At 72.1% G+C, this 25,761-nt stretch carries 22 protein-coding genes; 10 read left to right on the top strand and 12 right to left on the bottom strand.

Annotated elements, in window-relative coordinates:
• Position 1 precedes the first annotated feature (1 nt).
• Genes ACZ63D_RS24455 through ACZ63D_RS24435 form a run of 5 tightly spaced genes read right to left on the bottom strand, consistent with a single transcriptional unit; the run spans position 2 to position 4,434 of the window.
• Positions 2-460: a hydrogenase maturation protease gene (locus tag ACZ63D_RS24455; RefSeq protein ID WP_465356659.1), complete on the bottom strand. Its 459-nt coding sequence runs from the start codon at positions 458-460 to the stop codon at positions 2-4.
• Complete coding sequence (locus ACZ63D_RS24450; protein WP_465356658.1) at positions 457-1,749, bottom strand: Ni/Fe hydrogenase subunit alpha; 1,293 nt, start codon at positions 1,747-1,749, stop codon at positions 457-459. Before ACZ63D_RS24450 ends, ACZ63D_RS24455 begins: the two co-directional genes overlap by 4 nt.
• Positions 1,746-2,504, bottom strand: a complete 759-nt coding sequence (locus ACZ63D_RS24445) for an NADH-quinone oxidoreductase subunit B family protein (protein ID WP_465356657.1) — start codon at positions 2,502-2,504, stop codon at positions 1,746-1,748. The genes ACZ63D_RS24450 and ACZ63D_RS24445 overlap by 4 nt, the downstream gene beginning before the upstream one ends.
• On the bottom strand, positions 2,504-3,316 hold the full coding sequence (locus ACZ63D_RS24440) for an FAD/NAD(P)-binding protein (protein ID WP_465356656.1): 813 nt from the start codon (positions 3,314-3,316) through the stop codon (positions 2,504-2,506). The genes ACZ63D_RS24445 and ACZ63D_RS24440 overlap by 1 nt, the downstream gene beginning before the upstream one ends.
• The gene (locus ACZ63D_RS24435) at positions 3,313-4,434 is read right to left on the bottom strand and encodes a 4Fe-4S dicluster domain-containing protein (protein ID WP_465356655.1); all 1,122 of its coding nucleotides are present in this window, start codon (positions 4,432-4,434) and stop codon (positions 3,313-3,315) included. Before ACZ63D_RS24435 ends, ACZ63D_RS24440 begins: the two co-directional genes overlap by 4 nt.
• Before the next feature lie 161 nt (positions 4,435-4,595).
• On the opposite strand from ACZ63D_RS24435, the gene hypF reads away from it, so the two are divergent.
• From hypF to hypE, 4 genes are read left to right on the top strand one after another with little or no spacing between them, the layout of a single operon-like run.
• The gene (gene hypF, locus ACZ63D_RS24430) at positions 4,596-6,878 is read left to right on the top strand and encodes a carbamoyltransferase HypF (protein ID WP_465356654.1); all 2,283 of its coding nucleotides are present in this window, start codon (positions 4,596-4,598) and stop codon (positions 6,876-6,878) included.
• A complete protein-coding gene (locus ACZ63D_RS24425) occupies positions 6,875-7,144 on the top strand; it encodes a HypC/HybG/HupF family hydrogenase formation chaperone (protein ID WP_465356653.1) in 270 nt (89 codons plus the stop codon). Before hypF ends, ACZ63D_RS24425 begins: the two co-directional genes overlap by 4 nt.
• Entirely contained in the window at positions 7,141-8,250 is a 1,110-nt protein-coding gene (gene hypD / locus ACZ63D_RS24420; protein ID WP_465356652.1) for a hydrogenase formation protein HypD, read from the top strand. Before ACZ63D_RS24425 ends, hypD begins: the two co-directional genes overlap by 4 nt.
• Positions 8,251-8,263: 13 nt before the next feature.
• Positions 8,264-9,310, top strand: coding sequence for a hydrogenase expression/formation protein HypE (gene hypE / locus ACZ63D_RS24415; protein WP_465356651.1), 1,047 nt, complete (start codon positions 8,264-8,266; stop codon positions 9,308-9,310).
• Positions 9,311-9,319: 9 nt separating this feature from the next.
• Here hypE and ACZ63D_RS24410 read toward each other — a convergent pair whose 3' ends face one another.
• The gene (locus tag ACZ63D_RS24410; RefSeq protein WP_465356650.1) at positions 9,320-9,919 is read right to left on the bottom strand and encodes an Rv1733c family protein; all 600 of its coding nucleotides are present in this window, start codon (positions 9,917-9,919) and stop codon (positions 9,320-9,322) included.
• A gap of 200 nt (positions 9,920-10,119) precedes the next feature.
• On the opposite strand from ACZ63D_RS24410, the gene ACZ63D_RS24405 reads away from it, so the two are divergent.
• Positions 10,120-10,527 (top strand): CBS domain-containing protein, encoded by a 408-nt coding sequence (locus ACZ63D_RS24405; protein WP_465356649.1) that lies wholly within the window; start codon positions 10,120-10,122, stop codon positions 10,525-10,527.
• A gap of 250 nt (positions 10,528-10,777) precedes the next feature.
• Here ACZ63D_RS24405 and ACZ63D_RS24400 read toward each other — a convergent pair whose 3' ends face one another.
• The 4 genes from ACZ63D_RS24400 to ACZ63D_RS24385 all read right to left on the bottom strand — a co-directional run bounded on the left by ACZ63D_RS24400 (position 10,778) and on the right by ACZ63D_RS24385 (position 15,337).
• Complete coding sequence (locus tag ACZ63D_RS24400) at positions 10,778-11,788, bottom strand: Acg family FMN-binding oxidoreductase (RefSeq protein WP_465356648.1); 1,011 nt, start codon at positions 11,786-11,788, stop codon at positions 10,778-10,780.
• Between the two features lie 95 nt (positions 11,789-11,883).
• Positions 11,884-13,449 (bottom strand): ABC transporter permease, encoded by a 1,566-nt coding sequence (locus ACZ63D_RS24395; protein WP_465356647.1) that lies wholly within the window; start codon positions 13,447-13,449, stop codon positions 11,884-11,886.
• Positions 13,446-14,345 (bottom strand): ABC transporter ATP-binding protein, encoded by a 900-nt coding sequence (locus tag ACZ63D_RS24390; protein ID WP_465356646.1) that lies wholly within the window; start codon positions 14,343-14,345, stop codon positions 13,446-13,448. Before ACZ63D_RS24390 ends, ACZ63D_RS24395 begins: the two co-directional genes overlap by 4 nt.
• Entirely contained in the window at positions 14,342-15,337 is a 996-nt protein-coding gene (locus ACZ63D_RS24385; protein ID WP_465356645.1) for an Acg family FMN-binding oxidoreductase, read from the bottom strand. Before ACZ63D_RS24385 ends, ACZ63D_RS24390 begins: the two co-directional genes overlap by 4 nt.
• A gap of 190 nt (positions 15,338-15,527) precedes the next feature.
• On the opposite strand from ACZ63D_RS24385, the gene ACZ63D_RS24380 reads away from it, so the two are divergent.
• Both ACZ63D_RS24380 and ACZ63D_RS24375 read left to right on the top strand, forming a co-directional pair.
• Entirely contained in the window at positions 15,528-15,995 is a 468-nt protein-coding gene (locus ACZ63D_RS24380) for a universal stress protein (RefSeq protein ID WP_465356644.1), read from the top strand.
• 58 nt (positions 15,996-16,053) lie between these two features.
• On the top strand, positions 16,054-17,064 hold the full coding sequence (locus ACZ63D_RS24375) for an Acg family FMN-binding oxidoreductase (protein ID WP_465356643.1): 1,011 nt from the start codon (positions 16,054-16,056) through the stop codon (positions 17,062-17,064).
• 6 nt (positions 17,065-17,070) lie between these two features.
• Here ACZ63D_RS24375 and ACZ63D_RS24370 read toward each other — a convergent pair whose 3' ends face one another.
• Both ACZ63D_RS24370 and ACZ63D_RS24365 read right to left on the bottom strand, forming a co-directional pair.
• Positions 17,071-17,712 carry a response regulator transcription factor gene (locus ACZ63D_RS24370; protein WP_465356642.1) on the bottom strand — a complete coding sequence of 214 codons (642 nt, stop codon included), beginning with the start codon at positions 17,710-17,712 and terminating at the stop codon, positions 17,071-17,073.
• A 91-nt stretch (positions 17,713-17,803) separates the two neighbouring features.
• On the bottom strand, positions 17,804-19,519 hold the full coding sequence (locus ACZ63D_RS24365) for a GAF domain-containing protein (protein ID WP_465356641.1): 1,716 nt from the start codon (positions 19,517-19,519) through the stop codon (positions 17,804-17,806).
• Between the two features lie 200 nt (positions 19,520-19,719).
• On the opposite strand from ACZ63D_RS24365, the gene ACZ63D_RS24360 reads away from it, so the two are divergent.
• Genes ACZ63D_RS24360 through cydD form a run of 3 tightly spaced genes read left to right on the top strand, consistent with a single transcriptional unit; the run spans position 19,720 to position 25,516 of the window.
• Positions 19,720-21,117, top strand: coding sequence for a cytochrome ubiquinol oxidase subunit I (locus ACZ63D_RS24360; protein ID WP_465356640.1), 1,398 nt, complete (start codon positions 19,720-19,722; stop codon positions 21,115-21,117).
• Between the two features lie 14 nt (positions 21,118-21,131).
• Positions 21,132-22,148, top strand: a complete 1,017-nt coding sequence (cydB, locus tag ACZ63D_RS24355; RefSeq protein ID WP_465356639.1) for a cytochrome d ubiquinol oxidase subunit II — start codon at positions 21,132-21,134, stop codon at positions 22,146-22,148.
• A complete protein-coding gene (gene cydD / locus ACZ63D_RS24350) occupies positions 22,148-25,516 on the top strand; it encodes a thiol reductant ABC exporter subunit CydD (RefSeq protein ID WP_465356638.1) in 3,369 nt (1,122 codons plus the stop codon). Before cydB ends, cydD begins: the two co-directional genes overlap by 1 nt.
• Positions 25,517-25,761: the final 245 nt, after the last annotated feature.

The following is a 25,761-nucleotide window of genomic DNA, read 5'->3' as shown; positions in this document are numbered from 1 at the left end:
GTCAACCCCGCGGACCGCTCAGCAGCTGCCGCACGGTCCGCACCACCTCGGGAACGGCGGCGCGGACCGCGGGCGTCAGCCCCGTGCCCAGCCCGAGGTCCGCCGCCTCCACCGCGTAGACGACCAGTTTCCGCGGCATCCGGCCGAGCGCCGCGCCGAGCCGCACCGCGTCCGGGATGCCGAGCGCGTGCGAGCCGCCCGCGGTCACGGTGTGCGGCCAATGGTCCACAGTGGAATTCCAGATCCGGCCGGGCGTGCTGGGTTCGCAGAGCACCGCGTCGACCACGACCGCGGTGTCCGCCTCGGACCACGCGGTGAGCAAGCCCGCGGGTTCGCCGTCGCAGAGGATCAGGCCGACGCCCGGGATCGGATCCTCCTCGAGCGCGCTGAGCACCGCGAGCGCCACCCCGTCGTCGCGCCGGTACTCGTTGCCGACACCGATCACGACCGCCCGGCTCATCGTCGCTCCCGGACGAAGTCGAGAAAATGCGCCGAGCAGGAGATGCACGGGTCGTAGTTCCGGATCGTGCGTTCGGCCAGCGCGGTCAGCGCGGCGTCGTCGGAGTCGAGGCACTCGTCGAGCACGCGCCGCAGATCGGACTCGATCGCGGCCTGGTTCTGCGAGGTCGGCGGGATGATCGTCGCGCTCTGGATCAACCCCGCGGCGTCGAGAACATAGCGGTGGTAGAGCGTCCCTCGCGGCGCTTCGCTGACTCCGTGGCCGATCCCTTCGCGCGGCGGAACGTCGACGTAGGCCCGCGACGGCCGTTCGTAGTTGTCGAGAATCCGCAACGCTTCCTCGATCGCGTACACGACCTCGACGCCGCGGACGAGGATGCTGCGGAAGGGGTTCCGGCACGCCGGGCCGAGCCCGGCTTCGGCGGCGACCTGCCGGGCGGTTTCGGAGAGCTGGTTCGAGTTCAGGGTGTAGCGGGCGAGCGGACCGGTCAGATAGCGGCGTCCGTCGAGTTCAGCGTGCAGGGCGGTGGAATGCGGGACCTGCTTTTCCACGACGTGCACGGGGAATTCGCCGGGCGGGAACGCCAGCCCGGCGGCGGTCCGCAGGTCTCCGGAGGCGATCGCGTACCTTCCCGGCTCCGCCGCGGCGAGCAGATCGTGGTCGAGTTCGAGATCGGGGAACTCGAAGCCGGCCGTCCACCGCACGGTGGCGATCGCGTCGTCGAGAGCCCGCCGCAGCGTTTCGGCCAGCGGCCGGAACTCGGCTCGCGCCGGCAGCGAATAGAACCCGCCGACCCGGACGTTGACCGGATGGATCGCGCGCCCGCCGAGGGTCTCCATCAGCGTGTTCCCGGCCTTCTTCAGCGCCAGTCCCCGCTCGAGAAGGTCCCGGTGGCCGGTCGCGAGGGCGATCGCGTCCGGCAGGCCGAGGAAATCCGGGGCGTGCAGCAGGTAGATGTGCAGCGCGTGGCTGGAAATCCATTCGCCGCAGTAGAGCAGCCTGCGCATCTCGGCGAGCGGCTCGTCCAGGACGACCCCGCAGGCGTCTTCGATCGCGTTGCACGCGCTGGTCTGGTACGCCACCGGGCAGATCCCGCAGATCCGCGCGGTGATGTCCGGTGGTTCGGTGTGCGCGCGCCCGCGCAGGAACGCCTCGAAAAAGCGCGGCGGTTCGTAAATGTTCAGCTCCGCGCGCTCCACCCGCCCCTCGGCGATCCGCACCCGCAGGGCGCCTTCCCCTTCGACGCGGGCGAGCGAACTGACCTGAAGCTGCCTGCTGCGATGACTCATTTCTCCCCCGGCTCGCGTCGCGTCTCCGCGACGGTGAAGGTGCTGAACACCCGGTCCACGTCGTCCTCGCTCATCCCCCGCGACCGCAGCAGCGGGATGAGCACCGGCGTGTTCGGCTTCGCCATCGGGCCGAAACAGCCGAAGCAGCCGCGCCGGACGCCTGGGCACAGTGCGCCGCAGCCAGCGCGGGTGACCGGGCCGAGGCACGGCGTTCCGCCCGCGACGAGCACGCAGGTGAGCCCGCGCCGTTTGCATTCGGTGCAGACGCTGGTGTCCGGCAGATCCGGCTGTCTCCCGGCCAGCAGCGCGGTGATCGTGCCGAGCAGCTGGCCGCGGTCGATCGGGCAGCCGTGCAGCTCGTAGTCGACCGGGACGTGCGCCGAGATCGGGGTCGAGGTCGCCAGGGTTTCGACGTACTCCGGATGTGCGTACACAATGGACGCGAACTCCCCCACGTCGGCGAAGTTCCGCAACGCCTGAACGCCGCCCGCGGTGGCACAGGCCCCGATCGTCACCAGGACTTTCGAGATCGCCCGGACGTGCTGAATCCGCTCCAGATCTCCCGGCGTGGTCACGGATCCTTCGACCAGCGACACGTCGTACGGCCCCGGAAGCACGGCGCTGGACGCCTCGAGGAAATGCGCGATCCGCACCTGCTCGGCCAGCTCCAGCAGTTCGTCCTCGCAGTCGAGCAGCGTCAGCTGGCAGCCGTCGCAGGAGGCGAATTTCCATACCGCGAGCGTCGGGGCGGCCATCACAGCTCCTTCACCGCGAGCAGCGGGCCCGCGACCGTGTAGTCGACGACCGGGCCGTCCCGGCAGACCAGCAACGGCCCGAGCTGGCAGTGCCCGCAGAGCCCGATGCCGCATTTCATGGCCCGCTCCAGCGAAACCCGGATCGCGGCCGGCGGAATCTCCTTGTCCCGCAGCACTTCCGCGCACGCGCGCATCATCGGCTCCGGGCCGCACAGGAACGCCCGGGTCGCCGGCGGGTCGAGCGTCAGCTGCGCGAGCGGTGCGGTCACGAAGCCGACCGGGCCGGACCAGCCCTCGGCCGGACGGTCGACGGTGCGGATCACCTCGACGTCGTGCCGCCGCGTCCACGAGTCCAGCTCGTGCGGGAACAGGAACTCCTCCGGGGCACGAGCGCCCGCCACCACGACGAGCCGCCGGTAGCGGTCGCGTTCCTCCAGCACCGCGGCGAGCACCGGGCGCAACGGGCACAGCCCCGCGCCGCCCGCGACGATCACGACGTCGCACCCCGCCGCGTCCTCGACGTCCCAGCTGGTGCCGTATGGCCCGCGCACGCCCACGACGCTTCCCGGGGCCAGGTCGTGCAAAGCCCGGCTGACCGCGCCGACCGCGCGGATCGTGTGCTCCGGCCCCGGCCCGCTGACCGAGATCGCCACCTCGCCGACCCCGTGCGCGTAAAGCATCATGAACTGCCCGAGCCGCGCCTCGCCCACCGCTTCGCGCACCGGCTCCAGCCGCAGAGTGACCGAGTCCGCGGTCTCCACGACGCGGCCGGACACCCGGTACGGCACCGGAAGCATCGGCTCCGCGGTCATCCGGCCGCTCCGGTCAGCTTCGCCGCTTCCTCGGTGATGTCGATCCCGGCGGGGCACCAAGCGATGCACCGACCGCAGCCGACGCAGCCGGACGAGCCGAACTGCTCGTGCCAGGTGCCCAGCTTGTGGCTGAACCACTGCCGGTACCGGCTCGCCCCGGACGTCCGGACGCTTCCTCCGTGCACGTAAGAGAAGCCGAGTTCGAAGCAGGACGCCCACCGCTGGCTGCGCCCGGCGAGCCCGCCGGAGAGGTCGGTGTGGTCCTCGGTGGTGGTGCAGAAGCACGTAGGGCACACCATGGTGCAGTTCGCGCAGGTGAGACACCGGCTGGCGACTTCTTCCCACTGCGGGGATTCCCGGCCTTCCCGGATCGCCGCGGGCAGGTCGGCGCCGGGCATCGCCCGGCCCATCCGGCCCGCCGCCGCGCTCACCTCCGCCCGGGCTTCGCTCACCTCGGACGGTGCGGCCGGGCGCGTGCTGATCCGTTCCAGCAGCCGCTGGCCCGCCGAGCTGCCGGATTCGACGACGAAGCGGTGCTCGCCGTCCCCCGCGCGTTCGGTCAGGGCGAGGTCGTAGCCCGGACCGGCGGCGGGTCCGGTGCCCATCGACGCGCAGAAGCACACTCCGCCCGGTTCGGTGCAGTTCACCGCGATCAGGAACAGTTCGCTCCGGCGCCGCCGGTACGCGCCGTCCGGATGCGCTCCCGCGCCGAGCACCCGGTCCAGAATCGCGATCGCGGCCAGGTCGCAGCCGCGCACTCCGAGGAACGCGTAGCGGACGTCCTCGGGCTCGTCCACAGTGAACCGGCCGTCCGGAGCGGCTTCGAAAAGCTTGCGGTGCGGCGGGTGCAGATAGCGTTTCCACGCTTGCGGACCGGCCGAATGGGCGAACACCGCGCTGTCGGCACGGCGGTGCACTCGATACTGCCCGGGTCCGGTCGCGACGCCCCAGCCCGCGGGCAGCTGCGCGGCGGAATCCAGTTCCGCCAGGACGATCGCGTCGTCCCGGAGGGTCGGGCCGATCACCCGGTACCCGTCTTCGATCAGCGTGCCCACGAGCGCGTCCAGTCCGGCGAGGCCGATGGTCGCCGCGCCCGCCGTTTCCTGTTCAGCCTCCACTCCGCCACTGAACCGGGAGGACCCGGCCGCGGCCTAGAGCCGAAGGTCACCGGGGAAGCCGATCAAGGGACCAAAGACACTTCGCCGGGTGCTTCCTGCCCCTGTCCGCGGGGACCGCGGCCGCGAGACGGTGACGCCGGAGCGTGCGGCAGGAGGGCAGGATGGCGGAGATCCCGGGCCGCGGCCGGGTGCGGATCGACGTACGGGGCACCGTGCAGGGCGTCGGATTCCGGCCGTTCGTGCACCGGCTGGCCACCGAGCTGGGACTCGACGGCGACGTGCGCAACGCGGGCGGCCGCGTCGTGATCCGCTTGGCGGGCAGCCGGATCGGCGACTTCCTCGCGAGTCTCGCGTCGGCCGCGCCGCCGCACGCTCGCGTCACCGGGGTCGACGTGACCGGACTCGCCGACGGCGACGTGCTCGCCTCCGGGTTCCGGATCGCGCCGAGCACCGCGGGCCGCGGCGGCGAGGTCCCGCCGGACCTGGCGACCTGCCCGGACTGCGTCCGCGAGCTGTTCGACCCGGCCGACCGCAGGCACCGTTACCCCTTTCTGTCCTGCACCGCGTGCGGGCCGAGGGCGACCATCCTCCGGCGGCTGCCCTACGACCGGTCCCGCACCTCGATGCGGTCCTTCCCGCTCTGCCCGGCCTGCGCGGCCGAGTACGGCGATCCGGCCGACCGCCGTTTCCACGCCGAGCCGATCGCCTGCCCGGACTGCGGACCGCGGCTGGCGTGGTCCGCGGCCCGCGGCGAGGACGCCCTCGCCGCGGCGTGCGCGGTGCTCGCCGACGGCGGAATCGTCGCGGTGAAGGGGCTCGGCGGCTACCAGCTGGTGTGCGACGCCGCCGACGAATCCGCGATCCAGCGGCTCCGCCGCGGCAAAGCACGGCCGGCCAAACCGCTCGCGGTCCTCGCCGACGGTCTCGCCGGCGCCCGTGCTCTGTCCTCAGTGGACAGTGCGGCGGCGGAGCTGCTGACCTCGGCCGAGGCTCCGATCGTCCTGCTCCCCCGCCGCTCCGGCGCTCCGCTCGCCGAGGGGATCGCGCCGGGGCTCGCCGAGGTCGGCGTGTTCCTCGCGACGACTCCGCTGCACCACCTGCTGCTGGCCGCGCTTTCCCGGCCGCTGGTCGTGACGAGCGGCAACCGGTCCGGCGGTCCGATCGTCACCGACGACGCCGACGCGCGCACGACGCTCGGGCCGATCTGCGACGGCATCCTCGCCCACGACCGGCCGATCTGGTCCCGCTACGACGATTCCGTCGTCCGGAGCTCCGTCGGCCGCACCAGCCTCGTCCGCCGCGCGCGGGGATACGCGCCAGCAGCGCTGCCCTTGCCGTTCTCCGCGCCGGAACCCGTGCTGGCTCTCGGCGCCCAACTGAAGCACACGTGCACGCTCGCCCGCGACGGGCTGGCGCATCTCGGACCGCACACCGGAGATCTGGAGAACGCCGAGACGTTCACCGCGTTCAAGCGCAACGCCGGGGATCTGCTCCGCTGGCACGAGGCCGCGCCGGAGTGGTGCGCGCACGACCTGCACCCCGGCTACCTGTCCACCCAGTACGCCCGCCGCTGGCCGGAGACGCGGCGGATCGCCGTGCAGCACCATCACGCGCACGTCGCGGCGACCGCCGCCGAGCACGGCGTGACTGGGCCGTTCGTCGGGGTCGCGCTCGACGGGCTCGGGCTCGGCACCGACGGAACGTTCTGGGGCGGCGAGGTCTTTCTCGCCGAGCACCAGGGCTTTCAGCGCTTCGGCCGGTTCGCGACCGCCCCGATGCCCGGCGGGGCGGCCGCGGTGCGCCGCCCGGCCCGGATGGCCTTGGGCTACCTCTACGGGGCAGAATCGTTCGGCACTCCGTTCCCGGAACACCTCGCCGCGACCTTGCTGTCCAGAGTGGACGATCGCGAACGGTCCGTGGTCCGGACCGCCATCGCGCGCGACCTCAACTCTCCTCGCGCCTCCAGCGCTGGCCGGCTTTTCGACGCGATGAGCGCGTTTCTCGGTCTCTGCGACGACAACAGCTACGAGGGCGAAGCCGCTGTCCGCCTCGAAACCGCCGCGGCGGGCCACAACGCCCGCGCCCCGCTGGATTGGGAATTGCACGAGCAGGACGGCCTCTGGGTCTACGACCCGGTGCCCACCTTGTGCGACGCACTGCGGTCCGCGCGAAACGCGCCGGCCGGCGAGGTCGCCGCCCGGTTCCACCGCACGGTGGCCGAGGTCGTCGTCGCCATGGCAGCCAAGGCAGCCGCCGCATTGGGCACCGAGATCGTCTGTCTCGGCGGCGGAGTGTTCCAGAACAGCCTCCTGACTGCTCGCGTCCTCGCCGGGTTGTCGGGCGCTGGGCTGCGCGCGCTCGCGGGCGAGCGAGTCCCGATGAACGACGGCGGCATCAGCTACGGCCAGGCGGCGGTCGCCTGCGCCCGGATGAGCGGGAGGTGAGTCCGATCTGCCTGGGAATTCCCGGCCGGATCGTCGAGGTGGCCGACGGCGCGGCACTGCGCATGGGCACCGTCGACTTCGACGGCGTACGGCGGCCAGTGTGCCTGGCCTACGCGCCCGACGCGGACGTCGGCGACTACGTGATCGTGCACGTCGGGTTCGCGATCAGCCGGGTCGACGAGGCGGAGGCCGCCAAGACCCTGGCGGTGCTCCGCGCGATCCCCGACGCGCTGGAAAGCGAACTCGGACCGGGGGCCGCGCGGTGAAATACCTCGACGAATACCGGGACCCGGTGCTGGCGCGGCGGCTGCTGGCCGAACTGCGGGCGACCGCGACCCGGCCGTGGGCGATCATGGAGGTCTGCGGCGGACAGACGCACACGCTGGTCCGCCAGGGCATCGACGAGCTGCTGCCCAGCGGGATGCGGATGATCCACGGGCCCGGCTGCCCGGTCTGCGTGACTCCGCTGGCGACGATCGACAAGGCCGTCTCCCTCGCCGCGCGCCCGGACGTCGTCTTCACCAGCTACGGCGACATGCTGCGGGTGCCCGGCACGGCCGGGGATCTGCTCGGCGTCAAGGCCAGGGGCGGCGACGTCCGGGTGGTGTACACGCCGCTGGACGCGGTGGCGATCGCGCGGGACAACCCGGACCGGGAGGTGGTGTTCTTCGCCGTCGGCTTCGAGACCACCGCTCCGGCCAACGCGATGGCCGTGCTGCACGCCGCCGCCACCTCCGTGCCCAACTTTTCGGTGCTGGTGAGCCACGTTCTGGTGCCGCCCGCGATCACCGCGATCCTCGACGCGCCGGACAACCAGGTGCAGGCCTTCCTCGCCGCCGGGCACGTGTGCGCGGTGATGGGCTGGACCGAATACGAACCGATCGCCGCGAAATACGGAGTGCCGATCGTCGTGACCGGCTTCGAGCCGCTCGATCTGCTCGAGGGCATCGTGCTCGCGGTGCGGCAGCTCGAAACCGGCCGCGCGACCGTCGAAAACCAGTACGCACGCGCTGTCCGCCGCGGCGGGAACACCGCGGCCCAGGACGCCGTGCGTCAGGTTTTCCGGATCACCGCACGAACCTGGCGCGGGATCGGCCCGATTCCCGAGAGCGGACTCGCGCTGACCCCCGCTTTCGCCGCGTACGACGCCGAGCAGCGTTTTCCCGGCGGCGAAACCCACGCCGTCGAAAATCCGGACTGCATCGCCGGGCAGATCCTTCGCGGCACCGCGGTGCCCACCGACTGCTCCGCCTACGGCACCCGCTGCACCCCGCTCACCCCGCTGGGTGCGCCGATGGTGTCCGCGGAAGGAACGTGCGCGGCTTTCCACCACGCCGGACGGCGGCGGTCCACTGTGGATGTTCCGCGATGACGGAGGTACTGCGATGACCACGATCGACCCGGACCGCCTCACCTGTCCCGCCCCCGCTGCCGAGACCGAACGGGTGCTGCTCGGCCACGGCTCCGGCGGCAGGCTGTCCGCCGATCTGCTGGCGACGGTCGTCACCAGCGAACTCGGCGAGACCGGACCGCTCGAAGACGCCGCGCTCGTCGGTTCCCGCCTGGTGGTCAGCACGGACGGATTCGTGGTCACGCCCAGGTTTTTCCCGGGCGGCGACATCGGCTCGCTGGCCGTGCACGGCACGGTCAACGACCTCGCGATGCGCGGTGCCCGACCGATCGCGCTCACGCTCGCCTACCTTCTCGAAGAGGGCTTGCCGCTGGCCGAACTGCGCGCGATCACCGCCTCTGTCGCGGCGGCCGCCCGCGCCTGCGGAGTCCGCGTCGTCACCGGCGACACCAAAGTCGTCAGCCATGGCGCCGCCGACGGCTGCTATGTCACGACCACCGGGATCGGAGAGCTGCTCCCCGACGCCGCCCCGACCGCGTCCGGCGGGAAGCCGGGAGACGTCGTGCTGTTGTCCGGGCCGATCGGCGCGCACGGCACCGCGATCCTCAGCGTCCGCGAGGGGCTCGAATTCGACTCGGACATCCGCTCCGACAGCCAGCCGCTGCACGGGCTCGTCGCAGCGATGATCGCCGCTGGAGGACCGGACGTGCACGCGTTGCGCGACCCGACCCGGGGCGGTCTCGCCTCCGCGCTCAACGAACTCGCCGAGGCGTCCGGTGTCACCGTCGAGATCGCCGAAGCGGACATCTCGGTGCCCGTTCCGGTCGCTTCGGCGTGCGAACTGCTCGGGCTCGATCCCTTGCACGTGGCGAACGAGGGCTGCCTCGTGGCCTTCGTCGCTCCGAACGCCGCCGACGCGGTCCTCGCCGCGATGCGCGACCATCCGGCCGGACGCGCCGCACAGGCGATCGGGGTCCTCCGCCGCGGCGGAGGACCCGCGCCCGTCGTCGCCCGCACTCTCCTCGGCTCGACCCGCATCGTCGATCTGCTCATCGGCGAGCAACTCCCGCGGATCTGCTGACCGCCGTCCTTACGAATGGGTGCGCTTTTCCCGTTCGGCGTCCCATTCGCGCTGCCATTCGGCCATCCGGTGCCGGTTCAGCCCGAACACCGTGCCGCCGTACACCAGAGCCAGGACCAGGCACACCGACACCCACAGCCCCAGCGCCGCGCACACCGCGTCGACCAGCACCGCCGCGGCGCTCAGCGGCGGCGCCACCGGATTTCCGGCCCGGTCCACCCAGATCGTGATCTGGTCGCCGCGCCGGGAGCCCTCGTCTGCGGCCACCTTGCCGACCCGGCGCGAGCCGTCGGGAGCCTGCCAGGCCGCGTCGGTCGGCGCCGAGTTCGCGACGACGCCGCTGCGCCCGCTCGCGGTCGCTGCCGGTCCGTCGGCCAGCAACACCGCGGTCGACACGCTGCGCTGCGCCACCTGCTCGGCCGAAACCGGCTTTTGGGCCGCGTAGAGCTCGGAGCCCGCCGCCGCCGCGAACGGGACCGCGGCCAGTGCGAGCACCACCGCCACGAGAAGGAGAGCGGACTGGAACCGGTCCGAGGGCCGGGCCACCGAACGGCGCCCGGGGACGAGCAGGTGCCACCACCGCACCAGGGGGTCAGCCGACGCCTTCATCTCGAGCACCTTTCGGACGGGCTTCGCGTTTTCCGCCACCAGAATCGCCGGAAACGCGGACCCGCCGAAGAGGAATTCCGCCCGGGCGCGCGGGCCGCCGGACCCGCTTCGGAAGGCATTGCGGCAGGGACCAAATACCCTTGGCACACTGGGGTTTCGGGGTGATCGTCGACGCAGGGGCGCGACGAACGGAGACTCCCATGCACGCGCGCGACATCATGACCACGCCGGTGATCGCGGTGACCGCCTCGGTCCCCTTGCCCGAGGCCGCCCGGCTGATGGCCCGGCACGGTTTCACCGCCCTGCCGGTCGTCGACAGCCACGGGCGGCTGATGCGCCTGCTGACCGAGGAAGACGTGATCCGCGCGGGAGTTCCGGGCGAACAGGGCCCGGACGCCGGCGCGCTGCTCAGCGGCCATCGCACGGCCGGGGCGGTCATGCGCACCCCGGCGCTGGGCGCGGCGGCCGACCTGGAGTGCGGCGAGCTGGCCCGCCGCATGGCTGACGCCGGGATCCGCTCGCTGCCCGTTCTGGACGACGGCACTCTCGTCGGCATGGTGACGTTCCAGGACGTGCTCCGGGTGCTTCCCGCGGCTGGAGCCTCCTGAACAAAACTGTTGCCGCCCAGGGGATTCGGGGCATCGGACCCCAGCAGCGGCAGTCACCGCACGGTCCGGCCGTGCGGTGACTTTGCCGACGCCGTTCTCGGCGGCAAGGTCACCGGCTAGCACGCGTGCCGCCGTACACCTCACACGAAACCGCTAGCGCGCCGGGGTTTTCGGCGAACAGGCCCCGAACGCCAACGGCCGCCGCACCAGCCCAATCAGCCACGCGGCGGCCGTGCTTCGAACCAAACGATCACACCGCCGGGACTTCCGGCGCGCTCCGCACCGTCGTCACCTCGCACACCGGCCGCCGTGCGGTCATCTGGGTCGGCAAGCCGTACCCGATCCGCAGCAGCGTGTGCACCTGCCCCAGCCCGCGGAACGCCGCCAGCAGTTGCGCCCGGGTCGAACTCGCCTCGAAAGGCTGCGACAGGAACGACGTCGCCAGGCCCTCCGCGGTCGCGGTCAGCAGGACGCGTTCCATGATCATCCCGCCGCGGACGTCGGCCGCCATGCCCTGGTCCCGGGTGAGCACCGCGGCCAGCACCGGGTCCTGTTCGAACTGCCGCGGCGGGATCGACCGGTTCTCGTGCGACGCGCGCAGCGACACCACTCCCGGGACATCGGCGGGCGGGCCGAACGCGGCGGTGGGCACGCCGTCCGGGCAGTCCGGCGCGCGGCCGGTCCATTTCGCGGTCTCGGCCCGGAAATTCGGGTCCATGGCCTGTTCGGTCTCCGCGCGCCGGATGAGCGCGGAAACCTGCGCGTAGCGTCCCGAAGCGTCCAGGAACTCGAGCTGCCCGCCCTCGCCCAGCGCCGCCGAGCGCAGGAGCGACCGCGCCGCCACCGGAACCGCCCGGTCGGACAGCGGGCGCCGGTTGGTGTGCCGCCGGAAGACCGCCTCCGCGAGCTTGCGGTCCACAGTGGACGGACGGGTGTTCCCTTCGATCGAAACCACTGCCAGCAGGTCGCGATCGGCCGGGTCCGGGACGATCCGCACGCGGCTGCGCACGCCGTTGACCCGCAACGTCAGCATCAGATTGCAGACGGCCGCGCCGCAGGACAGCCGGGCTTCGCGCCCGGCCGGGTCGGCGACCGGAAGGATGCGGTCGCGGTCCAGCCGCACCTCGATCCGGGGCCCGTCGACAACGAACCGCCACGGTTGCGTGTTCTGCGGGGACGGAGCGCGCACGGCCGCCGCGAGCGCTTGGTCGACGACTAGAGGCAAGGGAACATTCATCGCGGTCTCCGGGTCGGTGGGCACTGGAACGAGCGTCGCTCCCGGCGGCTCCGCGCAGTAGCGGAGCCCGTCCCGAATTCGTGGGACCTACGGCCCTGCCCGCACGCGGGGCACGACCGTCACGCGGTCAGGTCGCGGCGGCCGAAGGCAGCGAATCCGGCCCCGCCGAGCAGCGTCGCGACGGCGACGAGCCACAGCAGCGGCCCGATGTCGACGATTCCGCCGGGGACATGCGGAACGTGGGCGAACGGCGAGATACCCAGCACCCAGCCGGGCGCGTGCAGCAAGGGGCCGAACTCGCCGAGGACGAGGAACGCCGCCAGCGCGGCCCAGGACAGCCAGCCCGCGCGCGGCAACGCGCCGAACACCGCGAGCGCGAGCCCGGTCACCGCCCACACGCCGGGCAGCTGCACGACGGCCGCACCGACCAGTCGCGAAACCTCCCCGTGCGCGAGGCCCGCGGCGACCGCCTCGGCGAGCAGAGGCGCGGCGGTGGCCGCCACGGCGACGGACACCGCACCGGCGGTCAGCCGCGCCCGCGAGACCGGCCCGGCCAGCACGACGGCCGCCCGGCCGCTCGATTCCTCGGTCCGCAACCGTCCGATGAGGACGATCGCGAGCGCCGACGCGAGCACCCCGGACACGCCGAACTCGGCCGCGAGGAACGCGTCGGTCAGCCCTTGTTCCCCGCCGAGAGCGGCGATCAGCTGCCGGGCCTGCGGAGTCGAGAAAAAGGTGCCCAAAGAACCGGAGAGATTGCCGACGACCAGTCCCAGCACCGCGAACGCCAGAGTCCAGGACACCACGGCGCTGCGGTCGAGCCGCCACGCCAGCCCGGCCGGACCGGACAGCACACGGCCTGCGCTGGCGGCTCCCCGGCGGCCGGCGAGAAGACCGGCGCCCAGATCGCGGCGCCGGGAGAGCGCGACCGCCGCCGACCACAGCAGCAGCGACGCCCCGAGCGGAAGCGCCAGCACCCACCACCGGTCGCCCGCGAACGGCCGCGCCTGCCCGGCCCAGCCGAGCGGGGAAAGCCAGGACAGCCACGCGGGTCCGCTCGCGTCGCCGACCGCGCGCAGCAGGTACGCCGCGACGAGCGCGAACACCGTGATCTCCGACGCCGCCCGGCCGCTTCGCGCGACCTGCGCCGCGACCGCGGCCACCGCGCCGAAGACCAGGCCCGCTGCGGCCCAGCCGAGCCCGAAGGCCACCGAACCACCGAGCGGAAGACCCGCCGCGACGAGTCCGGCCGCCGCACCCGCGCCGAGGCCGAACGCCGTCACCACCAGGATCGCGCCAGCCGCGGCAAGTCCGGTCTGCCGTCCGGTCGAGGCCCCGCGCAACAGCTCCCAGCGCCCGGTTTCCTCGTTGGCCCTGGTGTGCCGGACAACCGTGAGTGTTGTCAGCAATGCGACCAGCGCGGCGCCGAAGGCAGTCAGCTTGAAGACCGCGGTCGCGCCGGCGGTCGGCTCGGCGACCGGGCCGTACAGCGCCACCAGCGCGGGCACGGCGTTGATGCTCGCCGCTGCCGCGCGGCGCGCCGCATCGGTCGGGTACACCCCCGCGGTCGCCGCCGCGGCGGCGGCAGTCATCGACGCGGACACCAGAATCCACACCGGGAGCCGCACCCGGTCCCGGCGCAGGGCGAGCCGGATCAACGCGCCGGCTCCCGCCACGGCGTTCACGCGGACACCGTTTCCGGTTCGCGGTAGTGCCGCAGGAAAAGTTCTTCCAGCGTCGGCGGGCGGCTCTCGATGCTCCGCACCTCGCGCCTGCCCAGCTCCGCCAGCACGTCGCTCAGCGCGGCGTTGTCCACGCTCAGGTGCACCAGCCCGGCGTCGGCGGCGAGGTCGTGCACCCCGGCCAGCCGCGCGAGCCCGTCCGCGGACCCGGCCAGCCGCACCGTCAGCGACGTCCGGGTGAGATGACGCAGCTGGTCGAGAGTCCCGCTGTCGACGACCTTCCCGGCGCGCAGGATGCTCACCCGGTCGCACAGCGCCTCCGCCTCGGCGAGGATGTGGCTGGAGAGCAGGACGGTCCGGCCGCGCGAACGCTCCTCGCGCACGCACTGCCGGAACCGCTCGGCCATCAGCGGGTCGAGGCCGCTCGTCGGCTCGTCCAGCACCAGCAGTTCGGCGTCGGCCGCGAGAGCCGCGACCACGGCGATTTTCTGCCGGTTGCCCTTCGAATACGCCCGCACCCGCACGCCCGGGTCCAGCTCGAACAGCTCCAGATACCGCGTCCGGCGCACCGGGTCGATCCCGCCGCGCAACCGGCCGAGGAAGTCGATCGTCTCGCCGCCGGTGAGATCCGGCCACAACGCGACTTCCCCCGGAACGTAGGCCAGCCGCCGGTGCAGTGCCACCGCGTCCCGCCACGGATCGCCGCCGAACAGGCGCATGCGGCCCGCGTCGGCGCGCAGCAGCCCGAGCAGCAGCCGCAGAGTGGTCGTCTTGCCGGCCCCGTTCGGGCCGAGAAAGCCGTGCACCTCGCCGGATTCCACCGTGAGGTCCAGTCCGGACAGGGCGCGCGTGCGACCGAACGCCTTGTGCAATCCCGAGATTTCGATGACAGCGTTCATTCCGGTCCTCCGGGAAGGTCGAGGAGCAACAGGTCGCGGTCGGGCAGCCGGGGCGACGGCGGGGCCGCGGAAACCGGGTGCCCGCACCGGAAGATCGCCTGCGGGAACCCGGGAAGACCGAGCCTCTCCGCGAGCCGCTCCCGGAATCCGGTCAGATGCAGCGGCTGGGTCAGCACGGAACCGGCCAGGCCCTGCACGGTCGCCTCCAGCCAGACCCGCTGGAGCGCGGCGCCCGTGTCGAGATGCGCTCGCCGCGTGTCGTCGCCGGTGCAGAACACCACCAGGGTCTCCGCTGCGAGCCGTTCGGCGAGGCGGAGGTCGTCCGGGACCGGTGTCGTCCGGCGGACGAGCCCCGCCGCGGGCAACGGGGCGTCGCTCAAGGCCGTCTCCGGAACGCCGTCGACGGCGCCCAGCGCGTGCCTGCCGAAGGTGTGCGCGGTCCAAGTGTCCAGTTCGCGCTGGTAAGCCGCGTCGGAGCGGAAAACCCGGGTCGCGAACCCGAACATCTCGGCGAGCGCTTCGAAATTGTCCGGCACCACCGCGTGCACCGTCGGTTCTTCAACCGCGGCGAGCAGTTCGGCGAGGTCTTCCTTGGGCACCGGCTCCGGGCCGAACTCGTGGCGATAACTCCGGCGGCGGCCGATCGCGTGGTACCGCAGCAAGTTCTCCGGCGAGCGCCCGCCGCCGGGTCTGGTGTGGACAGTCGCGACCACCTCGCCCTGTCCGGGGAAGGACGTGGTGAATTCGCGCCGCAGCGCCCGCGCGGCGATCTGCAAGTTCGCGAGCGCGGCCCCGCACGAGAGCAGCCGGTCGCGGCCGTCGGGGTCGTGCCAGAGCAACCCGATGTCGGTGCGCTCGAAGAGATCGATGTCGGCGCCGCGGACGCGCAGCCGCCAGGGCTGGCTGTTGTGCACCGACGGGGCCCGGCCGACCGCGCGGACGAGCGCGGCCGTTTCGGCGGGGACGAGGTCGGCGGTCGCCGTGGTCTTCATGGCCACTCCCGGAACCGGGATCCGTTGTCCCGGTTCGTTCATGCTGGCAACTCGCCTGCCTGAGGTGCTGGGGCCGAAAGTCATCGCGGGTACCGCAGACGTCCTCCGGTGCGGCGATGACCTCCGGCCCTGTCGCGGCCCGCGCTCGCTGCCGCACGATCGGCAGCAACCAAGAGAAAGGTGCGGGCGGATGAACTCTCACAGCCGTCTCATCGTCGTCGGCGCCGACGGTTCGGCGCACGGCGACGCTGCTTTGCGCTGGGCGCTGCTGGTCGCGGCGCGCCCCGGGGACCGCGTGCACGCCGTCGTGGTCCAGCCCGCGGAAGAACTGCTTCCCGGAACATCGCTGGCGTTCCAGCCGCACGGTCGCCGTCCCGGCGGGCATTCCCTTCCGCAGGAACACATCGCGAAGATCCGGCGGGAGCTCCCGGACGCGCCGGAGGTCACGGTCGCGACGCCGCACGGCGATCCGGCGACGGAACTGGTGACCGCGTCCACGGACGCGGACCTGCTGGTGGTCGGCGCGCACGGGGCCGGGCTGACCCGCGAACTCCTGCTGGGCAGCGTCTCCCGGGAGTGCGTGCGGTACGCGCGGTGCCCAGTGGTGGTGATCACGCCGGAAGCGGCGCAGCGGCTGGTGCCCGCGTCGGCGAAATAACCGAGCCTTCCGCGGCGGAGGATTCCGCACCGGGAAGACGCAGTCAGGAGGGACGGCTGTGCATGATGCAGAAACCCGCCTCGCGCGGTTCGGGAGGCCGGTGGCCCCTGCCGGACGGCTCAGCGCCGACCAGGTGACTTCTGTGCTGCGTTCGGCCACGCTCGCGCCGTCCACGCACAACACGCAGCCCTGGCTGTTCGCCAGCGGACCGGCGGGCATCGAACTTTACGCCGACGCGGATCGCACGCTGCCGGTTGCCGACCCGGACCAGCGAGAGCTGCTGCTGTCCTGCGGGGCCGCGCTGTTCAACTTGCGCACCGCGATCCACGCGATCGGGATCCAGCCCGCCACCACCCTGCTGCCCCGCCGCGACGATCCCGACCTGCTCGCACTCGTCCGGCCGCGGGCCAGCGCCTCGATCGACCGCAGGCTCGCCGCACTGGCCAAAGCCATCCCCCGCCGGCACACCAACCGCACGCCGTTCTCCGCGGAGCCGGTTCCGGCCGAGACTGTCGGGCTCCTGCGGCACGCCGCCGAAATCGAGCACGCCTGGATGCCTCAGCTCGACGACGAGCAACTCGCCGCGCTCAAAGAACTCGTCCGGGAAAGCCACCGCATCCAGCTGGCCAACCCCGCCTTCGTCGCCGAATGGAGCCGCTGGACCGGACGCGGCCGGGCCAACCGCGACGGCGTGCCCTTCGCCGCCGGCGGCGAAACCGCCGCGGACGACGCCTGGGTCCTGCGCGATTTCGGCGGTGCCACCCGTGCCCAGGGCGCGTCTCCCCTGGTCGTCGTCATCGGGACGTTCGGCGACACCCCGACCGACCGGCTGCGCGCCGGACAAGCCATGCAGCGCGTCCTGCTCAGCGCGACCGCGGCCGGAATCGACGCGTCGTTCATCTCCCAGCCGGTCGAGGTGCCCGCGATCCGCGCTCAGCTGCGAGACCTGCTCGGCGGCGGATTGTGGCCGCAGATCGTGCTCCGGTTCGGCTACGGCACCCCGGTCGCCTGGACCCCGCGCCGGGCGCTGGAGGACGTCCTGCTCGATCCGCCTCCGCTCAGCGCCTGACCCGCCCTACTGCCGTCGGCTGCGCAGTTCGGTGGCGAGCACCGCGGCCTGGGTGCGGCGTTCCATGCCGAGTTTCGTGAGCAGCCGCGACACGTAGTTCTTGACGGTTTTCTCCGCGAGGAACATCCGCTCGGAGATCTGACGGTTGGTCAGTCCTTCGCCGATCAGCTCCAGCAGCGTGCGTTCCTGATCGGACAGTTGCGCCAGCGGCCCTCGCTGCTTCTCCGCGCTGTCCCGCAGTTTCGCCATCAACGCGGCCGCCGCGTGCGCGTCCAGCAAGGACTTGCCCGCGCCCACGTCAAGCACCGCGGACACCAGGTCGAGGCCCTTGATGTCCTTGATCACGAACCCGCTGGCCCCGGCCATGACGGCGTCGAGCATCGCCTGCTCGTCGGTGTAGGAGGTGAGCATGAGGCATTTCAGGCCGGGCATTCGCGACCGCAACTCGCGTGCCAGCTCGATGCCGTTGCCGTCGGGCAGCCGCACGTCCAGCACCGCCACGTCCGGCTGCATCGCCGGAATCCGCGCGAGCGCCTGCGACACGTTCGCCGCCTGGCCGACCACCTCGATCGCCTCGTCCTCGTCCAGCAGGTCGGCGACCCCGCGCCGGACCACCTCGTGATCGTCCACCAGGAAAACCCGCAACATTGGTCCTTCTCCTGCCTCAGGCACAACGGCGCTGTGCGACCGGAACCCGAGCGTACGACCGGATGGCCCTTCCCGGCGGTGCCGAAAGTCCTCAGTCCGCGGCCGAAGATCCTTCCGGCACCGGAATCGACCAGATCAGCCGGGAGCCGTCGGCCGCGGTCAGGGTCCCGCCCCGGCGGCTCGCCTGCTCCGCCAGCGCGGCCAGCTCGTCCGCCGCGACCACTGCGAGGTCGTCGGCGGCTTCGTAGCGGACCGTCACGGTGACCCGCGTCCGTTCGACCCGGATCTCCGCCTCCACCGCTTCCACCGAGGCATGCCGGGAGACCAGCCGCAGCGCCTCGTCCAGGAACGGCACCACCGCGTCGGACGGGACCTCGTCGAGTTTCCCGGTCACCCGGGTGGACACGGCGAACCCCAGCGCGGCGCCCGCTTCGGCCACTACCCGCAGCACCTGGCCGCGGGTCGGCTCGGGCGAGCGCGGAGGCCCCTCGTCCGGCTGGAAGACCATGCTGTGCGCCTGGGCGATGATGTCGTCCAGTTCGGACACCGTCTCGCGCAGCCGGGCGGCGACGATGGGCGACCGGGCGAGCCCGGCCGTGGTCTGCAGCGACAGCCCGGCCGAGTACAGCCGTTGCAGGATGTCACGCTGCAACCCGGCCGCGATGCGGTCGCGTTCGTCGTGCAGCGCCGCGACCTCGCGTTCGGCACGGGCCCGCGCGAGTTCGATCGCGACCGACGCCTGGCCCGCGAACCACGCCGCCATCTCCAGGTCGTCCTCGCTGAACGCCGCGCGGCCGGTCAGCCGGGCCGCGGCCAGCACCGCGGGCGGATCGTCGCCGTCGGCGAACGGAACCAGCAGCACCGCGTGGAGGTTGAGGTCCGCGCCGGACGGCCGGAGCAGCCACGCCAGCTCGTCCGGCCAGGAACCCAGTCGCGGCTCGCCGCTCTCGACCGCCGCCCGGAGCGCGGCGGGCTCTTCGGCCGCTTCCTCTCCCCCCAGCTCCTCCGACCCGGAACCGAGCGTGCGCTCGACGCGGACGCGTCCGCCCGCCGCGGTCGGGCGAAGGACGGCGACGAGATCCGCGGAGGCCAGGTCGCGCAGGCATCCGACGACAAGCCCCAGCGGATCCGTCATTTCCGCCGACAGCAGTTCCCTCGTCACCGCTGCTGACGCACGCAGCCACTCCTGCTGGCTCCGCGCCGTTTCGTACAGCCGCGCGTTCTCGATCGCGCTCCCCGCCGCCGCGGCCAGCGCGAGAGCCAGCTGCTCGTCCTCGGCACTGAACGGGCCGCGCTCGCCGTCGGCGCAGTAAAGATTGCCGAACACCTCGCCGCGCACGCGGATCGGCACGCCGAGGAAGCTCGTCATCGGCGGATGCCCCTCGGGGAACCCGGCCGAACGAGGATCGTCCTGCAGCCGGGGCAACCGGATCGGCCGCGGGTCCTCGATCACCGCGCCGAGCAGGCCCTTGCCCTCGGGCAGCCCGCCGATCCGCTCGACCGCGCCTGCGTCCATCCCGACGTGCACGAACTCGGTCAGCCGCCCGTCCGGGCCGATCACGCCCAGCGCCGCGTACCGCGCCCCGACCAGCTCCTTCGCGGCTTCCGCGATGCGCCGCAGCAGCGACGGCAGCGCGAGCCCGGTCGTGATGGTCTGGGTCGCGCGCAGCAGGCCGCGCAGCCTGCCCTGGGTGCCCATGACCTCCTGGGCCCGTTCGACCAGCTGGGCCAGCAGCTGGTCCAGCTCCATCCTCGGCTGGTCGGGGAAGGTGAGCCCGGCCTGCTCCGGTGCGTCCCGCTGGCTCACCCTCGCTCCTGCCCGTCGGATGCGCGTTCCCTTGCCTGGCCCCACAGGCGGTCAATGCAGTTTCCCGGCTGCCGGAAACACCGTCAAGCACGGCCGAAGTGCCCTGCGTCCGCCAGGGAGATGACCAAGGACCCTCACCGCGGCGCCCCCGCTCGCCGGATGCTCACGACGACCTTTCCCGCAGCGAGCTGGAGGCCCGCATGAACGCCCTGGACCTGGCGCGGTGGCAGTTCGGGATCACGACCGTCTACCACTTCCTCTTCGTCCCGCTCACCATCGGCCTGTCCTTCCTCGTCGCAGGCATGCAGACCGCGTGGGTCCGCACCGGCGACGAACGCTGGCGGCGGATGACCAAGTTCTGGGGCAAGCTGTTCCTGATCAACTTCGCCCTGGGCGTCGCGACCGGCATCGTCCAGGAGTTCCAGTTCGGCATGAACTGGTCGGACTACAGCAGTTTCGTGGGCGACATTTTCGGCGCCCCGCTCGCGATCGAGGGCCTGCTGGCGTTCTTCCTCGAATCGACGTTCCTCGGCCTGTGGATCTTCGGCTGGGACCGGCTGCCGAAGAAGCTGCACCTGGCCACGATCTGGCTCGCCTCGATCGGGACCGTGCTGTCGGCCTACTTCATCCTGGCCGCGAACTCGTGGATGCAGCATCCGGTCGGCTCCGAGGTGAACCCGGCGACCGGGCGCGCGGAGCTGAAGGACTTCGGCGCGGTGCTGACCAACTCGACCGCGCTCGGCGCCTTCGCGCACACGATCACCGCCTGCTTCCTCACCGGCGGCATGTTCGTCGTCGGCGTCAGCGCCTGGCAGCTCAAGCGCAAGCGCGACATCGACGTGTTCCGGCCGTCGATGAAACTCGCGCTCGTCACCGTGCTCGTCGCGAGCCTCGGCGTGATCGTCACCGGCGACCTGCAGGCCCGGCTGATGACCCAGCAGCAGCCGATGAAAATGGCCGCCGCCGAAGCGCTCTACGACACCGTCTCGCCCGCGTCGTTCTCGCTGTTCACGATCGGCTCGCTCGACGGCTCGCAGGAGAAGTTCAGCATCCGCGTCCCGGGCGTGCTTTCGTTCATGGCGACCGGGCGGTTCGACGGCCAGGTCGAGGGCATCAACAACCTCCAGGCCGCCGAACAGCAGAAGTACGGCCCCGGCGACTACCGGCTGGACATCCCGGTGACCTACTGGACGTTCCGGCTGATGATCGGCTTCGGGTTCCTGTGCCTGCTGCTGTCGGCGGCCGGGCTGTGGATGTTCCGCCGCGCCCGCAGCCCGCGCGCCCGCTGGTTCCTCCCGGCCGCGACGCTCGCGCTGTCGTTCCCCTTCCTGGCCAACAGCGTCGGCTGGATCTTCACCGAAATGGGTCGCCAGCCGTGGTCGGTGTTCGGCGTGCTCACCACCGCCAAGTCGGTCTCCCCCACGGTTTCCGCCGGGAACGTGCTCACGTCGCTGATCGTCTTCACCGTCCTTTACGGAGTGCTCGCGGTCGTCGACGGCGTGCTGATGGTCCGCTACGCCAAGGCCGGTCCTCCGCCGCCCGAGGTCGCGGACGCCCCCGAATCCGACGAGCCGCGCCCCGCGGCCTTCGCCTACTGAACCGGAGCATCGACATGGCGCTGACCGACGTCTGGTTCCTGCTCATCGCGGTCCTGTGGACCGGCTACTTCGTCCTCGAAGGATTCGACTTCGGCGTCGGGGTCCTGCTGCGCGTGCTCGGCCGCGACGACACCGACCGCCGGGTGCTGATCAACACCATCGGCCCGGTCTGGGACGGCAACGAAGTCTGGCTGCTCGTCGCGGGCGGAGCGACCTTCGCCGCCTTCCCGCTCTGGTACGCGAGCCTGTTCTCCGGCTTCTACCTGGCGCTGCTGCTGGTCCTGGTCGCCCTCATCGGGCGCGGCGTCGCCTTCGAGTTCCGCGGCAAGATCGACAGTCCCCGGTGGCGGAACACCTGGGACTGGATCATCACGCTCGGCTCGGCGGTGCCCGCTCTGCTGTGGGGCGTCGCGTTCGGCAACATCGTGCGCGGAGTTCCGCTCGACGCCCAGCACCACTTCACCGGCACCTTCTTCACCCTGCTCAACCCGTACTCGCTTCTCGGCGGACTCGCGACGCTCACCGTGTTCACCTTGCACGGCAGCGTTTTCCTCGCGCTCAAGACCACCGGGCACGTGCGCGACCGGGCACAGGCGCTCATCGCCCCGCTCGGCGCCGTCGCGCTGCTGTGCGGGGGCGGGTTCCTCGCCTGGACCGCGCTCGACCACGACCTGCGGACCTGGGTGTTCGCCGCCGCGGCGGCAGTGCTGCTCGCCGCCGGGATCCTGCTGGGCATCCGCGGCCGCGACGGATTCGCGTTCCTCTGCACCGCTCTGGCGATCGTCGCCACCACCGCGACGCTGTTCTGGTCGCTGTACCCGGCGGTGCTGCCCTCGACGACCGACCCGGCGTTCAGCCTCACCACCGCCAACGCCTCGTCCACCCACTACACGCTGCAGATCATGTCCTGGGTCGCGCTCGCGTTCACCCCGATCGTGCTGGCCTATCAAGCCTGGACGTACTGGGTGTTCCGCAAGCGGGTCGGACGGCACTCCATTCCGGCAGGCGCCGGGCTCCCGAGCGCGCGCTGATGCGGCCCCTGGACCCGCGGCTGCTGCGGCTGGCGAGCGCGGTGCGGCCGTTCATCGCCGGCTGCGCCGCGCTCGGCGGACTGACCGCGTTGCTCGTGCTGGCGCAGGCGGAATTGCTGGCGAGCAGCGTTTCCCGAGCTTTCCTCGACGGCGCGACGCTGTCCGCGCTCGCCGTCCCGGTGGCGTTGCTGGCCGGAGTCGTCCTCGCGCGCGCCGGGGTCGCCTGGCTGTCCGAGACGGCCGCGCACCGGGCCTCGGCGAAGGCGTTGTCGCAACTGCGCGACGCCGTCGTCGGTGCGGCGCTGCGGGCGGGCCCGCGTTCGGCCACGCGCTCCCCCGCCGAAATCGCCTCGCTGGCCACGCACGGCGTCGACCGGCTGGACGGATACTTCGCCCGCTACCTCCCGCAGCTGCTCGTCGCCGCGATCGTACCGGCCGTCGTCAGCGCCCGGATCCTGTTCGCCGACTGGACCGCGGCGTTGATCGTCGCCCTCACCGTGCCGTTGATCCCGGCGTTCATGATCCTCATTGGACTGTTCACCCAACGCGACGTCCGGCGGCAATGGCGCACGCTTTCCGTGCTGGGCGACCATTTTCTCGACCTCGTCGCCGGTCTGGGCGTGCTGACCGCGTTCGGTCGCGCCCGCGCGCAACGGGCCACGCTGCGGGTGATCTGCGAGCGCTACCGGACGCAGACCATGCGGACGCTGCGGGTCGCGTTCCTCTCCGCGCTCGCGCTGGAACTGCTCGCGACGCTGTCGGTCGCGGTCGTCGCCGTGTCGATCGGGTTGCGGCTGCTCGCCGGGGACCTCGACCTGCACACCGCGCTCGTCGTGCTGATCCTGGCCCCCGAGGTGTATCTGCCGCTTCGCGCGGTCGGCGCCCGCTTCCACGACAGCGCCGAAGGACTCGCCGCCGCCGAGGAGATCGTCGCGCTCACCGAAGAATCCCCCGAGCCTGAGCCAGTCGCCCCGGCACGCGCGCACGACGTGCTGTGCCTCGAAGACGTCACCGTCACTGGCCGGTCCGGGCCGATCCTGGACAGCTTCTCGCTGACCGTCGTGCCCGGGGAGGTCGTAGGGATCGTCGGCCCTAGCGGCGCGGGGAAATCCACGCTGCTGGACGTGCTGCTGGGCTGGCGCGATCCGGATCGCGGCCGGGTGGTCGCGGGAGAAACCGATCTCGCCGACCTCGGCAAGGCGACCTGGCGCCGCGGCATTTCGTGGGTCCCGCAACGGCCGCATCTTGTCGCCGGGACCGTCGCGCAGAACATCCGGCTCGGTTCGCCGCACGCGAGCGAAGCCGAGGTCCGCGCGGCCGCCACCGCCGCCGCCCTCGACGTCCCGCTCGACGCGAGCGTCGGCGAGCTGGGCGCGGGTCTTTCCACCGGACAGGTCCGGCGCGTCGCGCTGGCCCGCGCGATCCTGCTCGACCGGCCGCTGCTGCTGCTCGACGAACCCACCGAAGGCGTCGACGCCGAAACCGAGGCCGCGATCCTCGATCGGCTCCCGGCGGTGCTGAACGGGAGGACGGCGATCGTCGTCACGCACCACCCCGCCGTACTCGCCCTGTGCGACCGCGTCGTGACCGTGCCCGCTGCGCGACCGGCCGCCTCCCCCGCTCCTGCTCCGGTGCCTTCTCCTGTTCGCGTTCCCGCTCGCGCCCTGGCTCTCGCCGAGCACGAACCGGACAACCCGCCCGGGATTTGGCGGCCGTTGCTGTCCGCGCTGCGCCCGCACCGGTTGCGCCTGGCGCTGGCCTGCCTCATCGCGACCGCGGCGCTCGGCTGCGGCGTCGCGCTGACCGCGACCTCGTCGTGGCTCATCGCGACCGCCGCCCTGCACCCGCCAGTGCTGAGCCTGATGGTCGCGATCGTCGCCGTGCGGACCTTCGGGCTGGCCAAGGGAGTGCTCCGCTACGTCGAACGCCTGCTCACCCACGACGTCGCTCTCCGCGTGCTGACCGAACTCCGCGTGCGGGTGTGGACCCGGCTCGTGCGGATCGGCCCCGCGGTCACCGCCCGGCTGCGCCGCGGCGAACTGCTGCACCGTCTGGTGTCCGATGTGGACAGTCAGCAGGACCTCGTGGTGCGCGGGCTCGTGCCCGCCGTCGCCACCTTCACTGTGCTCTCCGCGACCGCCGTCACCCTCGGCGTCCTCCTTCCCGCCGCCGGCCTCGCCGCCGCCTTGGGACTGGGACTCGCCGCGATCGCGGCACCGGCGGTCACCGCGGTCGCCACCCGGCGAACCGAACGAGCGACCGCGCGGCTGCGCAGCGAACTCAGCGCCCGCACAGTGGAACTACTGCAGGCCTCAGCCGACCTGCTCGCCTTCGACGCCGCCGAATCCCGGCACGCAGGCCTGCGCGACCTCGACGCCCGCGCGACCGCCGCGGCGCGCCAGTCCGCCGCCCGCCGCGGGCTCGGCAGCGGAATCGCCGTGCTGGGAGTGGGGTTCACCGCCGTCGCGTGTCTCGTGTTGGGCATCCTCGCCGTGCGAGCCGGAACGCTCTCCGGCCCCGCATTGGCAGTACTCGTTCTGACTCCGCTCGCGACCGCCGAACTTGTCGCCGGGCTTCCCGAGTCCGCACAACGGCTTCTCGGCAGTCACGCCGCCGCGCAACGGCTCGCCGCGCTCGACCAGACACCAGCGCCGCACCGCGAACCAGTCAGCCCACGCCAGCTCCGCACCGCCGACAAGCTCGCCGCGGCGAATCTGTCAGTCCGCTGGCCCGCTTCCCCCCGCGACGCCGTCCACGACGTCGAGCTCACCATCGGCCACCGCGAACGTCTCCTGCTCACCGGCCCCTCTGGTGCCGGAAAGAGCACCGTGATCGCCGCGCTGATGCGCTATCTCGACCCGTCCTCCGGCGAAATCCTTCTCGACGGCACCGACACCCGGGACTTCCCCAGCGACGCCGTCCGCGCCCAGATCGCCTGGTGCGGCACCGAGACTCATCTTTTCGACAGCACCCTGCGCGAAAACCTGCGCCTCGCCCGGCCCGGCGCGTCCGACGCCGAGATCCGGGCAGCGCTGGAGCTGTCGCAGCTGGGACCTTGGGCCGCCAGCCTGCCCGACGGCCTCGACACCGCGCTCGGACTGCACGGGACTCCGGTGTCCGGAGGGGAACGCCAGCGCATCGGTATCGCGCGGGCATTGCTGTCCGCCCGGCCGATCGTGATTCTCGACGAGCCCACCGCGCATCTCGACGCGCCTACGGCGAAGGCCTTGGCGGCCGATGTTCTCGCCGCGACTCAGGATCGGTCCGCGTTGATCGCGACGCACCGGCCGGGAGAGTTTCCTGGAGTGGCTGAGTACCGGATTCCTGCGCGGACCGCGGCGGAGGCTAGGCAGGGGTCCCGCGCCTAGGCTCGCTCCTGGCTGAAGTCCTTGAGGGTTCCCCTCAAGGACTCATTCATGGACCGCCCGGCTTCTCGCGTTGGCAGGAAGGCGGGGCGGCGGTCTCGCGCCCCATCGTTGAAGGCTTGACCGCCGCGCGGCGAGGATCCGGAAGATTCGCTGCCGCAGACTGTTCCCCCACACGCCAACGATTCCGCCGTACGCCAGGCAAGGAAAGCCATGGTCTTGATCTGGAACGGATCCCGGCGACGGAG

This window comes from Amycolatopsis sp. NPDC104775 (assembly GCF_055583325.1).
This window is presented reverse-complemented; position numbering and strand designations above follow the sequence as displayed.

Excerpts from the sequence above, each read along its gene's own strand:
- ACZ63D_RS24380 (WP_465356644.1), top strand. The coding sequence starts at position 15,528 with ATGAACTCTCACAGCCGTCTCATCGTCGTCGGCGCCGACGGTTCGGCG.
- ACZ63D_RS24360 (WP_465356640.1), top strand. The coding sequence starts at position 19,720 with ATGAACGCCCTGGACCTGGCGCGGTGGCAGTTCGGGATCACGACCGTC.
- ACZ63D_RS24450 (WP_465356658.1), bottom strand. The coding sequence starts at position 1,749 with ATGAGTCATCGCAGCAGGCAGCTTCAGGTCAGTTCGCTCGCCCGCGTC.
- ACZ63D_RS24385 (WP_465356645.1), bottom strand. The coding sequence starts at position 15,337 with ATGAAGACCACGGCGACCGCCGACCTCGTCCCCGCCGAAACGGCCGCG.
- hypE (WP_465356651.1), top strand. The coding sequence starts at position 8,264 with ATGACCACGATCGACCCGGACCGCCTCACCTGTCCCGCCCCCGCTGCC.
- ACZ63D_RS24410 (WP_465356650.1), bottom strand. The coding sequence starts at position 9,919 with ATGAAGGCGTCGGCTGACCCCCTGGTGCGGTGGTGGCACCTGCTCGTC.
- cydD (WP_465356638.1), top strand. The coding sequence starts at position 22,148 with ATGCGGCCCCTGGACCCGCGGCTGCTGCGGCTGGCGAGCGCGGTGCGG.
- ACZ63D_RS24390 (WP_465356646.1), bottom strand. The coding sequence starts at position 14,345 with ATGAACGCTGTCATCGAAATCTCGGGATTGCACAAGGCGTTCGGTCGC.
- ACZ63D_RS24405 (WP_465356649.1), top strand. The coding sequence starts at position 10,120 with ATGCACGCGCGCGACATCATGACCACGCCGGTGATCGCGGTGACCGCC.
- ACZ63D_RS24440 (WP_465356656.1), bottom strand. The coding sequence starts at position 3,316 with ATGACCGCGGAGCCGATGCTTCCGGTGCCGTACCGGGTGTCCGGCCGC.
- cydB (WP_465356639.1), top strand. The coding sequence starts at position 21,132 with ATGGCGCTGACCGACGTCTGGTTCCTGCTCATCGCGGTCCTGTGGACC.
- ACZ63D_RS24455 (WP_465356659.1), bottom strand. The coding sequence starts at position 460 with ATGAGCCGGGCGGTCGTGATCGGTGTCGGCAACGAGTACCGGCGCGAC.
- hypF (WP_465356654.1), top strand. The coding sequence starts at position 4,596 with ATGGCGGAGATCCCGGGCCGCGGCCGGGTGCGGATCGACGTACGGGGC.
- ACZ63D_RS24370 (WP_465356642.1), bottom strand. The coding sequence starts at position 17,712 with ATGTTGCGGGTTTTCCTGGTGGACGATCACGAGGTGGTCCGGCGCGGG.
- ACZ63D_RS24445 (WP_465356657.1), bottom strand. The coding sequence starts at position 2,504 with ATGGCCGCCCCGACGCTCGCGGTATGGAAATTCGCCTCCTGCGACGGC.